The sequence below is a fragment of the Rhizobium sp. FG113 genome (assembly GCF_057809895.1).
Genome location: NZ_JBMDKV010000024.1, coordinates 14,544 through 28,063, shown reverse-complemented (window position 1 = coordinate 28,063; position 13,520 = coordinate 14,544). Strand labels below are relative to the sequence as shown.

The following is a 13,520-nucleotide window of genomic DNA, read 5'->3' as shown; positions in this document are numbered from 1 at the left end:
GCGCAGGTAGTGCGCTCCTGCTCGGCGGATTGGGCGCTTTTGCATGGCGTTCGTCGGTTGGCTCATTGTCAGCCTACAACGCACACGTTGGCGGTTTGCGCGCTCCATTGTCAGCTGATCCATCGATTGTAGACCTGATCCGCTACGCGACACTCGCGGCCAACGGCCATAATACACAGCCCTGGCGGTTCATCGCGAAAGACGGCGCTATCGACATTCTCCCCGATCACGCGCGCGCGACGCCCGTGGTCGATCCCGACGATCATCATATCTTCGTCAGCCTCGGCTGCGCCGCGGAGAACCTTGCGATCGCGGCGACAGCGACCGGTCGCCAGGGCGAGTTGCAGACAGGTCCGCAAGACGGTGTTCGCTTTGTCTATTCTGAAGGTGCTGGAAGACCGGATCCGCTGTTCGACGCCATTCAGCGCAGGCAATCGACACGGGCCAACTTTGACGGCCGGTCCGTTCCCGTCGGAGACATCGAGACCTTGCGGAAAGCCGCCGAAGTTCCGGGCGTCCGGCTTGTTCTGCTGACTGAACGATCACACATCGATCAGGTACGCGACCTCGTCGTCGCCGGCAACGATGCCCAGTTGCGCGATCCGGCCTTCATGGCGGAACTGAAACGTTGGCTGCGATTCAATCCGCGTTCGGCTCTGGAAGCCGGCGACGGCCTTTTCTCAGCCTCGACTGGCAATCCAATTCTACCTACCTTGCTCGGCAGGCTCGCCTTCGACACGTTCTTTGCCGCAAAGGCCGAGAACGACAAGTACGCCCAGCAGATTGATAGCTCTGCTGGCATCGCCGTCTTTCTCGCGGAGCACGAGGACAAGCCGCACTGGATCACCGTGGGGCGGGCATGCCAGCGCTTCGCACTCGCTGCCACACAGCTCGGTCTCAAACATGCCTTCGTCAACCAGCCAGTGGAAGTCGCGCGGTTGAGGCCAGAATTGGCGGCCGCGGTGGGCGAGTCGGGCACGCGGCCCGACATCGTGATGCGCTTCGGGTATGGAGCAGATCTGCCGTTCTCGCAACGGCGGCCCGTCGGGGCGGTTCTGGCCTAGTGCGGCCGGTCGGCTCAAATCTCTTCGCTCAAAGAAAGCTCGCGGTTCCCAGTCTACGGCGCAAGTCTTCGGCTGCTACACACTGCGAGGTACTTGAGATCGAGGGCGTCCTGAATGCCACAGTCTCGAATGTCACCGGCAAGTCATCCCGCCCGAACGCCATGAACACGCTTGCTTTGTCGCCTCATCGCCTACCAAGCGGTCCAGCCTCCGTCGGTCAGTAGATGATGGCCTGTAATGAGGTCGGCGGCATCTGAAGCAAGGAAAACGATGGCCGCAGCAACTTCTTCTGGCCTTCCTAAGCGACCAATTGGAATTCTACGAAGCGCTTCGGCGGCAATATCGGGATCCTCAAACATCTTCGACGCAAGAGGACTTTCGATATAGGTTGGACCAATTGCGTTCACGCGGATGCCCGAATGGGCCAGCTCGACAGCCATCGCTCGAGAGAACCCGACGACGGCCGATTTGCTGGCACAATAGGCCGATCGCTTGAAAAAACCGACCTCGGCCATTTGTGAAGACATGTTGATGATACGACCGGCAATGCCTTTCGTGATCATGCTTCGTGCCACGGCCTGAGCCATGAAAAACGCGCCTCTCGTATTGAGTCCGAAAACTGCATCCCACGCGTCCGGCGTAACCTCAAGAACAGATTGCTGAATATTCGTCCCTGCATTGTTCGCGAGTATATCTATCCTCGAAAACTCTTCCTCTACCGCCTTGACAACAGCGTTGATGTCGTCGGTCTTCGTGACGTCAGCTGTCAACGACAAGGCCCGGCGAGCAAAGCCACGCACTTCCCTTGCGACCCCTTCGAGCCTGGACTGATCCCGTCCGACCAGCACTAGATCGGCGCCCGCATGCGCCAATCCCAAGGCAATGTGTCTGCCGAGCCCGCCACCGGCACCCGTCACGACGGCGACCCGCCCATCCAGACGAAAACTCGGAAATTTTGACATATCCATCCTAAGCCAGCGTGTAGGCGGTCTTCACTGTTGTAAAAAATTCCGACGCATAGCTGCCCTGCTCGCGCGCACCAAAGGAAGACGCTTTGCGCCCGCCGAACGGCACATGGAAATCGACGCCCGCCGTCGGCAGGTTGACCATCACCATGCCGGCTTCGGAGTTGCGCTTGAAGTGCATTGCATGCTTGAGGCTCGTTGTGGCGATGCCCGCCGAAAGCCCGAACGGCGTATCGTTGGCGACGGCGAGCGCCTCCTCGTAATCCTTGACGCGGATGACGGACACCACCGGGCCGAAAATCTCCTCGCGGGAAATCCGCATCTGGTTGGTCGCTTCGGTAAACAGCGTCGGCTGCAGGAAGAAGCCGGGCGTACCGCGCGAGATCGTCTCGCCGCCGAATGCGACGTTTGCGCCTTCCGCCTTGCCGATGCCGATATAGTTGGTGTCGGTCTTCAGCTGGCGCTCGTCGACCACCGGTCCGATATGTGTGCCGGCCTTCAGCGCGTCGTCGACCACCAGTGTCTTGAGCTTCTCCGTCAGCGCCGCGACGAACCGGTCGTGGATACCTTCGGTGACGATCAGACGCGACGATGCCGTGCAGCGTTGGCCGGTGGAGAAAAAGCCGGAATTGGCGGCCGCCTCGACCGCGACCATCAGATCGGCGTCGTCAAGCACCACCATCGGGTTCTTGCCGCCCATCTCGAGCTGGAACTTGCGATTATGCTCCACGGACGAAAGCGCGACGCGCTTGCCGGTCCCGGTCGAACCGGTAAAGGTGATGCCGGCGAGATCCGGGCTGTCGAGCATCGCCTGACCGACCACGGAGCCCTTGCCCATGACGAGATTAAGCACGCCCTTCGGCAGGCCCGCGCGGTGCAGGATGTCGACGATCGCCCATGCGCAGCCGGGCACGAGTTCCGCCGGCTTGAACACGACGGTGTTGCCGTAGCAGAGCGCCGGCGCGATCTTCCAGGCCGGGATGGCGATCGGGAAATTCCACGGCGTGATGATACCGATGACGCCAAGCGGTTCGCGGGAGATCTCGACACCGATGTTCGGCCGCACCGACGGCAGAACTTCGCCCGCCAGCCGCAGCGCCTCACCGGCAAAGAAATCGAAGATCTGCGCCGCGCGGATCGTCTCGCCGATCGCCTCCGGCAGGGTCTTGCCCTCCTCACGGGCGAGCAGCCTGCCGAGTTCGTCCTTGCGCGCGAGGATCTCGTCGCCCGTCTTCTTCAGGATCGCATGGCGCTCCAGAATGCCGGAGCGCGACCATGCCGGAAAGGCCGCCTTCGCCGCAGCGATGGCCGTCGTCACATCGGCAGCACCAGCCGAAGCGTAGAGGCCGACCACGTCCTTCGTGTTCGAGGGATTGATGTTCTCGACACCGTCGCTGCCGACCCATTCGCCGGCGATCAGGTTCAGGTGAATTGTCATTTGTGCCCTCTCAACTGACCAGAAGATTGCGTCGCGCAAGATTGCGCATGAGATGGGAGATGCCGAATTCCCAAGGCGGGCACTCTGTCGAGAGCAGAACGCGGTTTTTCAGCGAACCGAGGTGCTCGTTCGAAATGGTGACAATGTCGCCAATCTTGTGGGTAAAGCCCTGTCCTGCGATGTCGCGGTCATCAACCGGGGCAAATAGTGTGCCCATGAAGAGGACGAGTCCATCGGGGTACTGATGGTGGCGACCGATCGTTTGGGAAACGAGATCGAGTGGATCGCGGCTGATTTCTTTCATCGAGCTTCTTCCATGAAGCACATATCCGTCTTTGCCCTCAACTGTGAGGTCAAGATTGGCGTTGCGAACATGGTCGATCGAATAGGTGTGATCAAACAGGCGAATGAACGGGCCGATCGCGCAAGATGCGTTGTTGTCCTTCGCTTTTCCAAGGAGAAGCGCCGAACGCCCTTCGACGTCGCGCAGATTGACGTCGTTGCCGAGCGTCGCTCCCTTCACTCTTCCGCGGCTGTCCAACGCCAGCACGATCTCGGGCTCCGGATTGCTCCACCGGGATACCGGATGAAGCCCGACATCCGCGCCGTAGCCGACAGCGGAAAGCACCTGCGACTTCGAGAAGACTTCTGCATCGGGGCCGATCCCGACTTCAAGATACTGGGACCACACGCCTTCCTCAATCAAGGCCGCTTTGACTTTAGCGGCCTCAGCAGAGCCAGCTTTCAAATCCCGAAGGCTGTTACCGATGATGGCAACTACCTTTTCCCTTATTTTGGCTGCGATATCGGGGTCACCGGCGGCGCGCTCCTCGATAACACGCTCGATCATTGATCGGGCAAAAGTGACCCCACATGCCTTGATGGACTGGAGATCGATTGGTGCCAACAAGTGCAGAATTGTGGGATCAGCACTCGCTGCAAGAAGCGCCTCAACTGTGCCGACCCGTTCGCCATTGGCTGCTCGGGCGATGGCGGCCGGATCGTCTTGTTCGAGTAGATCGCGCATCGTCGGCATATCGGCCGATGTGATGTCATAGACGCCCCCCTCCCGCACGGTGATCACGGAGGGGCCCTGTGCGTCCGGGCGCCACACGCGTCCTACGAAAGTGCCGGTATCAAAAATTTCAAACGTAGTCATGATTTCCAGTCCTACCCTTGGGTTTCGCAATCAGTGGCGAATGGAACTGAGGAAGCGTGCCGCGCGCTCCGTCTGGGGATTGGCGATCAAGTCCTTTGGTGGTCCCTGCTCGACGATCTTGCCACCGTCCATGAAAACCATCCGTGTACCGACGTCGGCGGCAAACCGGATTTCATGGGTGACCACCAACATTGTCCGACCCTCTTCGGCAAGAGCACGCATTGCTGCGAGAACATCGCCGACGGTTTCAGGATCGAGGGCGGATGTCGGCTCATCAAACATCAGGAGCGATGGGTTCACACATAGGGCGCGGGCGATAGCGACGCGCTGCTGCTCGCCACCTGACAACTGGCCGGGATAGGCGTCCACGCGATGGCTAAGCCGGACCTTGTCAAAAAGGGCTCGAGCCCGTTCTTCGACAATCTTTTTGTCTTCCTTCATCACCACCGTGGGTGCGAGCATGACGTTTTCCAGCGCAGTGAGATGCGGATACAGGTTGAAGTGCTGGAAGATCATGCCGATGCGCTTGCGAACATCCTTGATCCGCCTGGAGTGCGCTTCCACCTTCTCACCCTGAAAGCGGATTTCTCCACCCTGAATGTCTTCAAGGCCGTTGACGCAGCGAAGCAGGGTCGATTTGCCCGTTCCGCTGGGCCCGATAAAGCAGACGATCTCTCCAGGGTTGATTGAGATGTCCACCCCGTCCAGAATTGTCCTGTCGCCGTACCTTTTTACAATGCCGGTCATGTCGACGATAGGTGAAGTCGATGTGGGCTGCATGGGAGCCTCCTAGTGCTGGGTTTTGATTTCGAAGCGGCGCTCAAGTGCACCCCCGCCAAGCGAAATCACATAGTTGATGAGGAAATAGAGCACGGCCACTGCCAGAAGTGGCGTGAAGCTGCCGTTCAGGGATTCACGCATAAGCAGACCTGTTTTTGTCAGCTCTACATATCCGATGATCGCGGCAAGCGAGGATTCCTTGAGGGTTGCGATATAGACGCCAACGGAGGGCGGGAGAATGACACGGATGGCCTGTGGCCCGATGACGAAACGCAGAATCTGGCCATAATTCATTCCGGACGCGCGGGAGGCTTCCCATTGTCCCTTGTGGACGCTTTCTATCCCGGCCCGCACGACTTCCGCCATCATTGCGCTTGCGGAGAATGCCAACGCGACAGTTGCGGATGCGAACGTTGAGAGATCCACCTTGAAAACCAGGGGAGCTCCAAAATAGCAGAAGAACATCACAATGATGATCGGTAGCGACCGGAATACCTCAATGTACAAGATCGCAAACCAGCGGATGGCGCCCCAATGCGAAGTCCTAAGGAGACCGAAGACGGCTCCTCCAAGTGCTCCAAGAAGCAGGGCGAGCCAGCTCAGCCAGATAGTTGTACCCGCTGCAGAAAGAAGGAGCCCTGCATAGCTCGATACATCGAGACTCATCTACGCACCTCCTTGAAGAGCAGACGACCAGTGAAAATGCGGGTGAGATTGATAAGCTGACACAAGATCAGATAGATCACGGCCGCTACCGCGAAGCTCTCGAAGAAACGGTAGGAAGACGAGCCGGTGTTCTGCATCCATGCCGTGACGTCATTGAACGCGACGACCGAGGCCAAAGCCGAGCCGAGCACGACATTAATGAACTGGTTGCCCAAGGGCGCATATGCGGTCTTGAACACCTGCGGCAGAACGACGTGGCGATACATCTGCCAGGTCGAAAAACCTTGCGCATTGGCGGCCTCGAACTGCCCCTTGTGCACGGCGATGAGCCCGGCTCGCAGGATTTCTGTCATATATGCCGCGCTGTTAAGGGTCAGTGCGAGGAGCGCGGACGTGAACGAACTCATGCGGAAGCCGACGCTGGGGGCGGCGAAATAGACGATGTACAGAACGACAAGCAGCGGCACGTTCCGAAAAAACTCCACATATGCTGTCGCCGCGAAGCGTATCGCTCTGCTTTTGCTGATACGGCCCATGGCTCCGAAAGCGCCCAAGGCCATGCTGATCAGGATAGCCAAAGCCGAGAGGAGCAGCGTGTTTCCGACTGCGGCCGGCAAATCTCCCAGGTATGGATAGATGGTTCGTAGGGTGAAATTGTAATCCATGTGATGGGGTTGAGGCGCGTTGCCAGCGCGCCCCCCTTTCCGAGCTTGGCGTTAGAATTTGGCTTGAATTGGTGGCAGGGGATATCCGAACCAGTGCTCGAAGAGTTTGCTGTTCTCGCCGCTGGAATTGAATTGCTCGAGCCACAGGTTGATCACCCGTGCCCAATCGGCATCGCCGGCAGGAAAGCCGATGGCAATTTCGGCGCGGTTCATGAGCTCTGGCATCGCCCGGAACTGGCCGGGCCGCTCGATCTCTGCCTGCTTGTTGAACAGGACATCTTCCGACATCGCGTCGATCTGTCCGGAGAGCAGCGCAGACATTTCATCAGCAGTGCTGTTGAAGCGCACAAGTTCGGCTTCCGGAGCGAATGTCGGAAGAACTTTCTCAGCCGTTCCCCCGCGGGTCATCCCGATGCGGATGCCAGACTTGTTCAGGTCTGCAGTTGCCTTGAATTCCGCATCCGCTTTGACCAGGAGCTGCAGGCCGGTAACGACATAGGGGTCGGAGAAGCCGATGGTCAACGAACGCTCAACCGTCCTGGTGAAGGTTGCAATCGTGAGGTCGACCTTCCTGGTTTGCAATGACGTTACGCGCCCCGGAATGTCCGTGACGATGAATTCAGGCTTCACTTTCAGAGATTCGGCAATTCTCTTACCAATCTCGATATCGTACCCTTCTGGCTGGCCACTTGCATTCATGCGGCTGTAAGGGGGCAAGCCGCCGATGATGGCGATCCTCAACGTGCCACGGTTTATAACGTCATTCAAAATTGAACTGCTTTGACTGTGCGCTGGTGCAACAGTTCCCACAGCCATTGTCAGCGCGACACCAATTACCGCCGAAAGGCGCGATAAAAACCTCATTGATACTCTCCTCCACGGGTTGATTGCGGCTTTACAACTCGCCAGGCGCCGCATGAACCTGGCTCGAAATCTATCAGGCAGGGAGGCCGTGAATCTGCGCGACTGCGATGATCACGCCACGCACTTCGGCGAGCCCTCGCATCCGGCCGATTGCCGGATATCCCGGATGCGTCGGCTTGCCGACGTCATCGAGCAATTCGTGCCCATGATCCGGACGGAACGGTATCCGCCAGTTTTCGTCACCTGCCGTCTTGCGTCGCTTCTGTTCCTCGAGCAGAGCAGTCACCACCGCCACCATGTCGACGTCGCCGCCGAGATGATCGGCTTCCATGAATGAGCCATCCGGATAGTTGGTGACATTGCGCAGATGTGCGAAACGAATGTGGCTGGCGAAACGCTTGGCCATTTCAGGTAGATTGTTCTCGGGATTTGCGCCGAACGAACCGGTGCAGAACGTGAGGCCATTTGCCGGGGATGGTACAGCGGAAAGAATAAAATCTACGTCGTCGGCGTTGCAGACAATTCGAGGCAGCCCGAGAAGCGTACGGGGCGGATCGTCCGGATGGATACACATCTGAATGCCAACCTCTTCAGCGGTCGGAATGACCGCTTCGAGAAATCGCTTCAAGTTGGCTCGGAGGTCGGATTTCGACACATCCTTGAAGCGGTCCAGAATGCCGCGCAACGTATCGAGGTCATACCGTTCGAAGGCTCCCGGCAATCCCGCCATTATATTGGCAAAGAGCTTGTCTTTTTCGGCCTGGGTTGTCTCTTGCATCCACTGCTTGGCCCGCTCAAGGACATCGGGCCTCTGCTCAGCTTCTGCGCCGGCTCGACCGAGAATGAAGCAATCGAAGGCGGCGTATTCATGGGCATTGAAGCGAAGGGCACGCCCCCCGCCGACGAGCGGATGCCCATGCTGTGTTCTCATCCAGTCAAGTACGGGCATGAAATTGTAGCACACGATCTTGACGCCGCATCTGGCGAGGTTCCGCAGCGATTGGCGGTAGTTTTCGAAAAGAGGCTCTAGGTCGCCGTCTCCGAGCTTGATGGCTTCGGGAACCTGGAGGCTTTCTACGATCCTCCACCTCAAGAGAAGTGACCCGTCGGCTTCAATCTCACCTATCCGCTTCTGGATCTCCTCGACCGACCAGACGTCGCCGTATCGGATATGATGAAGCGAGGTCACAATACCGCTCGCCCCAGTCTGCTTGATGTGGGAAAGTTGTGTCGGATCTTCCGGCCCGAACCAACGCCATGTTTGTTCCACGATACATTCCTTCGTGCTATGAATTTCGGGTGCCACAGCCACTTGATCAGCGGTGACAGCGCATAAGAAATCGTTCCTGTTCGCGACGCGGTAGGCGAATCCGCAGCGTCGCTTTCACAGGTCATTGTTTTTCCTGATTTATTTCCTCCGCAGAGCTCCTCCTGCTCAACGCGATAAGCGTATATTCCTCTTGACACACTAGAACTTTAGTGTTCTAAAAGAAACATGAACGAAGTTACCCGCACTAGTCAAGGCCATTTGTCGACTCAAGTTTACGACGTGCTGAAAAAGCGTATCGTTGAAGGACAAATGTCGCCCGAAAGTCAGATCTCGGAACCTACGCTTCAGGAGGAGCTTGGTGTGAGCCGCACGCCGTTGCGGCGTGCATTGAACCAGTTGGCTGATGAGGGGCTGGTGACGGTCTACCCTCAATTCGGGAGTTTTGTTGCGCCGATCAGTCTTGAGGCAGCCGAGCAGGCACAGTTCGTGAGGCAGCACCTGGAGTGCGGTCTCGTGCCAGATATCATCGAGGCTATCGACAACAGGGGGCGCGATGAGCTCCAGTTATGCATAGAGCGCCAGCGAAGGGCCTGGGCCAACGGCGATGCGGCACTTTTCTATGAGCTGGACGAGGATCTCCATGCGCTGTTCGCTTCCATCTCTGGCCGTATCGGTGTTGGCCAGATCATTCGTCAGCAAAAGGCCCATCTGGACCGCATCCGGCACCTGAGCCTGCCGATGCTCGAGCAGATTCCGCGGCTGATCGAACAGCACGCAGATGTGGTCGACGCTATCATCAAAGGGGATGTACCTGGCGCCGAAGCGGCTCTTCGACTGCATCTGCGGGAGATCTTCAAGGTCATTGAGAGCTTGGGTTTGCGAAGTCACGCCACGACGAAGCTGCCGAAGCGTAAATCCAACCGGCATCCGTCGCCGCAATAACATGGAGCCGATAGCCTCTTCTGCCATCCATGCTCGAGACGCGATACAGCGTTTGCGATGATCGATAAATGGATGCACGGCCCGCTGGCGCCAGCTTCAGCGCCTGGCGGGATATGGTTCGCTATTTCACGAGAAATGGTGCCCACCGTTTATGTCAAGCACAACGCCGGACATGAACCCACTCGCTGCGCCACACAGGAATGCGGCTGGCCAGCCGATCTCATCAGGCGTTCCCATCCGTCCCGACGGATGGGCGTCAGGATTTAAAACCACACCGGAATTCATCGGCGTGTCGATAGGCCCCGGAGCAATTCCATTGACAAGGACGTTGCTCCTTATTCCCCTTCGGGACAGCCATCGGACCAAAGCATGTACGCCACCCTTCGCGGCGACATAATGCGCTTGTGTTGACGGCCCTGCCCCACCTGTGCGACCGGCGAGCGAGCCAATCAGCACTATTCGACCGCCTCTTCGTTCAATCATGCGAGGGAGGACGGCACGGGCGAGATTGAGCGGGCCGTATAGATTAATATCAATCACCTTCCGGAACGCCACGTCCCATTCGGGGTCATCTATCCAGTCGCCAGTTGGATAATAGCCGGCGCAATCAATTACGGCATCAATCGGCCAATTTGCATCGATGCAGCCCTCAACTTGCTTCCTATTGGTCAGATCCACCACCTGAGACGAAACCGTTGTGCCGTCTTTGCGGAGCTCGTCGCGGACATCGTCGACTGCGTTTATATCAAGCAAGACGAGTTCAGCGCCCATCTTCGCACAGGCTCGGGCGGCTGACCTTCCAATAGCGCCCGCGGCGCCGGAGATAAGAACCTTCTTTCCATCGAGACTAAACTGATTATCCATCAACATGGAGGTTTCCTTTGGATTCGTCGCTCATTCGGGTTCAAACGGCGTAGCCTCTTAGCCGCGCCGCATAATTGATGTTCTCGAACTCTCGACCACGCCCGAGCGAGGATCACTTCGCGCCGAGATGAGCGATCGAACTGACTTCCACCAGGAACTCTTCCCTGACGAGGTCGGCGCGAATGCAGTATCGCGCGGGGGGAGCTGAAGGGAAATACTCAGCATATATCTCGTTGAACGCTTGATAATCGCCGAGATTCTTGAGGAAAATGGCATTGTAGGTGACGTCCAGCAATGTGCCACCCGCGGCTTCTACAACTGCCTTTACGTTGTCGAGAACGTAACGGGTCTGCGCTCGGACGTCGTCTTTACCGACGACACCATCTGCATCGATCGCCAGCATGCCCGAGACATATACGGTGTCCCCGGCTCGCGTCCCGGATGAGTATGGCGCCAATGGCGGCGGTGCGTTGTCCGGTGTTATGATTTGCTTTGGCATTTCGAGATTCTCCACTTCTAAATCTAGGTGCGGTCGCACTGCAATTTCAGGAATTTTTGAACGTGCTCATTGAACTCGATTGGGTTCGTCAAAGAACAAGCGTGTCCGCCACGTTCAACCAATGCGAGATTGGATCCCGGAACCAGTGAGTGCAGCTCGCGGGAATAATACTCAGGCGTCAGGAAGTCGTCTTTTGCGCATACGACAAGCGTGGGCGCCTCGATTTCCGGCAGGTTTTTCATTTGATCATGGTTCAGAACTGCATCGATTCGACTCGCCATGATCGATGGCGCAGTGAAATGCTCGATGGCCGAGTCTTCCTGCGCGGTGAGGACGTTATTGTTTTCAACAATCCACCAACTCGGATACAAGAAGAGAGCCGTCGATCTGACGAACAGCTCTGTCTCGCCGCGTAGAAGCAGTTCCCGGCGCAAGCCCATCGCCCGTTTGGTAAACTCGTCGGCACGTCCACGGGTGCCGTAAAGGACCATGCTTTTAATGCGAGTCTTGGCTGTCGTTGCCAGCACCTGGGCGATCATGCCGCCAGTCGAGTGACCGCAGATGTGAATGCTGTCGATGTTCAGTGCATCAAGCAGATCCAATACATCTCGCGCCAGAAGTTCCACCGTGTAGGTCACGTCCGACCGTGTGCTTTTCCCGGTCCCCCTTTGGTCGAAGGTGATCACCTTATAGCTTTGTGAGAGCGCGTCGACTTGAGGCTTCCAGTAGGATGCCACGCCTCCCATCCCCGAAATGAGCAAAATCGGCTCGCCTTCGCCGGTCACTTCGTAGTAAAGTTCGGCATCTCTTATTTTAGCGATCGGCATTTCGCTATCCTTTCACATGGTCGTTGAGATCAGTTGCCAACGCGAAGCAGCGCGTCGTCAGAATTCTTCGTCGACTGTGCAGGCGCAGCGTGCCGGTGTGCGGATTTGCGCGATGCGCTGATGTGGCTTGCCAGTTCCAAGCCGAGCTGCGAGATTCGTTTCGACAAAAGATCGTTCGCCACCTTGCCATCCACAAACTCCTCGCCGCAGGCATAGACTGCCGTTGGCATTGTCAGCGCGCTGAAAAAGCCAAAAAGCGGCCGCAGCTGGTGTTCCACGACCAGCGCATGTCGATGGCCGCCACCAGTCGCAGCGAGCGCAATTGGTTTCCCGACCATTGAAAGTGGGTCGAGTAGGTCGATGATGTGTTTGAACTGGCCCGCATAGGATCCCTTGTACACGGGTGAGCCGACGATAAGGGCATCTGCTTGTTCGATTGCCTGCAGGCATGCCTCAGTTGACGAGGGCAGTCCCGATCGGGAAAAGGAACCCAATGCGGGTTGAACGTCGAGTAGGTCGATCGCAGAGAACTCGAAATTCAGGTTTGCACGTACACTGTCTGCGATGGCCTCTGCCAGGAGACGTGTCTTTGAAGGGCGCTGGGGGCTACCAGTGAAAGCTATGATCTTCGGTTTGTACATCGGAACCTCCGTTTTGTCGTTTCGCAAACTTGTTCTCGAGATTTATATCAAAATCATATGATAAATCATATAAATGGACGTGATGCCCAAGCGTCGTCAGCTCGCTCTCATCGAGACGAAATGAGATTACAAAGGGCAGCCATCTACAGTGATTATCGCGCCTGAAGAAACCGGCATAAGCGTTATGCTGGCCAGTATCGACGAGGCGACATCTTCAGGTTTCACAACGGCGCGCATGGCAGTCTGCTGTGCCAGACGATCAAGTTCCTCGCGTGAACGTCCGGCAACAAATGAACTATCAACCGCTCCTGGCGATACCGTCAATATCCGGATCCGAGGCCCAAGCACGCGCGCGAGAGTGAGGCCAAGGTTGTCGAGCGCGGCTTTCGATGCGCAATAAGCAATATTGCTTCCTCTCCCGCTTTTCGCAGAGGTCGAAGAAACATTGACAATGCAACCCGCCCCTCCCTTCGACAGGAGGGGCACGAATGCCCGGATGACTGAAAAGACGGCTCTGACGTTCAGACGCATAACTTCGTCAAAAATAGCGTCAGTCAAATCGTTCAATCGATCATGTGGTATCCGCTTTGTCGTCCCGGATGCGTTGACCAGAATATCGAGCTGCCCGAAGTTCGCATCAATTTCCTGAGCGGCCGCTGCGATGCTCTCGGAATTGCCAATATCTATTCTCACGACCTGATGACCAGCCGAGGGCAACGTTGAAATTGCTAACATGGCAGCCGCTTCACTCGAATTGAACCCGATAATGACAGTTGCACCTTGCGCCGCTAGGATTCTGGCGGTTGCCTGCCCAATTGCTCCGCTGCCACCAACGATGAGTGCAGTCTTGCCTTGAAGTCGCTGAGCCATAACACG

Annotated in this window: 15 protein-coding genes; 2 read left to right on the top strand and 13 right to left on the bottom strand. The window is 57.2% G+C overall.

Annotation, left to right across the window (positions count from 1 at the left end):
• Positions 1–29 precede the first annotated feature (29 nt).
• The gene (locus tag ACODTZ_RS32075) at positions 30–1,064 is read left to right on the top strand and encodes an Acg family FMN-binding oxidoreductase (protein ID WP_489030845.1); all 1,035 of its coding nucleotides are present in this window, start codon (positions 30–32) and stop codon (positions 1,062–1,064) included.
• A 191-nt stretch (positions 1,065–1,255) separates the two neighbouring features.
• Here the strand turns inward: ACODTZ_RS32075 and ACODTZ_RS32070 are convergent, their stop codons facing one another.
• From ACODTZ_RS32070 to uxuA, 8 genes are all read right to left on the bottom strand, one after another.
• Positions 1,256–2,026 carry an SDR family NAD(P)-dependent oxidoreductase gene (locus tag ACODTZ_RS32070; RefSeq protein WP_489030843.1) on the bottom strand — a complete coding sequence of 257 codons (771 nt, stop codon included), beginning with the start codon at positions 2,024–2,026 and terminating at the stop codon, positions 1,256–1,258.
• Positions 2,027–2,033: 7 nt separating this feature from the next.
• Positions 2,034–3,467 carry an aldehyde dehydrogenase family protein gene (locus ACODTZ_RS32065; protein WP_489030841.1) on the bottom strand — a complete coding sequence of 478 codons (1,434 nt, stop codon included), beginning with the start codon at positions 3,465–3,467 and terminating at the stop codon, positions 2,034–2,036.
• A gap of 10 nt (positions 3,468–3,477) precedes the next feature.
• Positions 3,478–4,626: a fumarylacetoacetate hydrolase family protein gene (locus ACODTZ_RS32060; RefSeq protein ID WP_489030839.1), complete on the bottom strand. Its 1,149-nt coding sequence runs from the start codon at positions 4,624–4,626 to the stop codon at positions 3,478–3,480.
• A 30-nt stretch (positions 4,627–4,656) separates the two neighbouring features.
• Positions 4,657–5,406: an amino acid ABC transporter ATP-binding protein gene (locus tag ACODTZ_RS32055; protein ID WP_489030837.1), complete on the bottom strand. Its 750-nt coding sequence runs from the start codon at positions 5,404–5,406 to the stop codon at positions 4,657–4,659.
• Between the two features lie 9 nt (positions 5,407–5,415).
• Complete coding sequence (locus ACODTZ_RS32050; RefSeq protein WP_489030835.1) at positions 5,416–6,072, bottom strand: amino acid ABC transporter permease; 657 nt, start codon at positions 6,070–6,072, stop codon at positions 5,416–5,418.
• On the bottom strand, positions 6,069–6,737 hold the full coding sequence (locus ACODTZ_RS32045) for an amino acid ABC transporter permease (protein WP_489030833.1): 669 nt from the start codon (positions 6,735–6,737) through the stop codon (positions 6,069–6,071). Before ACODTZ_RS32045 ends, ACODTZ_RS32050 begins: the two co-directional genes overlap by 4 nt.
• A gap of 51 nt (positions 6,738–6,788) precedes the next feature.
• The gene (locus ACODTZ_RS32040) at positions 6,789–7,601 is read right to left on the bottom strand and encodes a transporter substrate-binding domain-containing protein (RefSeq protein WP_489030831.1); all 813 of its coding nucleotides are present in this window, start codon (positions 7,599–7,601) and stop codon (positions 6,789–6,791) included.
• A gap of 73 nt (positions 7,602–7,674) precedes the next feature.
• Complete coding sequence (uxuA, locus tag ACODTZ_RS32035; protein WP_489030915.1) at positions 7,675–8,871, bottom strand: mannonate dehydratase; 1,197 nt, start codon at positions 8,869–8,871, stop codon at positions 7,675–7,677.
• Positions 8,872–9,096: 225 nt separating this feature from the next.
• On the opposite strand from uxuA, the gene ACODTZ_RS32030 reads away from it, so the two are divergent.
• Positions 9,097–9,813 carry a GntR family transcriptional regulator gene (locus ACODTZ_RS32030; RefSeq protein ID WP_489030829.1) on the top strand — a complete coding sequence of 239 codons (717 nt, stop codon included), beginning with the start codon at positions 9,097–9,099 and terminating at the stop codon, positions 9,811–9,813.
• 126 nt (positions 9,814–9,939) lie between these two features.
• On the opposite strand, the gene ACODTZ_RS32025 is transcribed toward ACODTZ_RS32030, so the two are convergent.
• From ACODTZ_RS32025 to ACODTZ_RS32005, 5 genes are all read right to left on the bottom strand, one after another.
• Positions 9,940–10,683 (bottom strand): SDR family NAD(P)-dependent oxidoreductase, encoded by a 744-nt coding sequence (locus ACODTZ_RS32025; protein WP_489030827.1) that lies wholly within the window; start codon positions 10,681–10,683, stop codon positions 9,940–9,942.
• A gap of 106 nt (positions 10,684–10,789) precedes the next feature.
• Positions 10,790–11,176, bottom strand: a complete 387-nt coding sequence (locus tag ACODTZ_RS32020) for a Rid family hydrolase (protein WP_489030824.1) — start codon at positions 11,174–11,176, stop codon at positions 10,790–10,792.
• A gap of 23 nt (positions 11,177–11,199) precedes the next feature.
• Positions 11,200–12,003, bottom strand: a complete 804-nt coding sequence (locus ACODTZ_RS32015; protein WP_489030822.1) for an alpha/beta fold hydrolase — start codon at positions 12,001–12,003, stop codon at positions 11,200–11,202.
• Between the two features lie 29 nt (positions 12,004–12,032).
• Positions 12,033–12,644: an NAD(P)H-dependent oxidoreductase gene (locus ACODTZ_RS32010; RefSeq protein ID WP_489030820.1), complete on the bottom strand. Its 612-nt coding sequence runs from the start codon at positions 12,642–12,644 to the stop codon at positions 12,033–12,035.
• 126 nt (positions 12,645–12,770) lie between these two features.
• On the bottom strand, positions 12,771–13,514 hold the full coding sequence (locus tag ACODTZ_RS32005; protein WP_489030818.1) for an SDR family NAD(P)-dependent oxidoreductase: 744 nt from the start codon (positions 13,512–13,514) through the stop codon (positions 12,771–12,773).
• Positions 13,515–13,520: the final 6 nt, after the last annotated feature.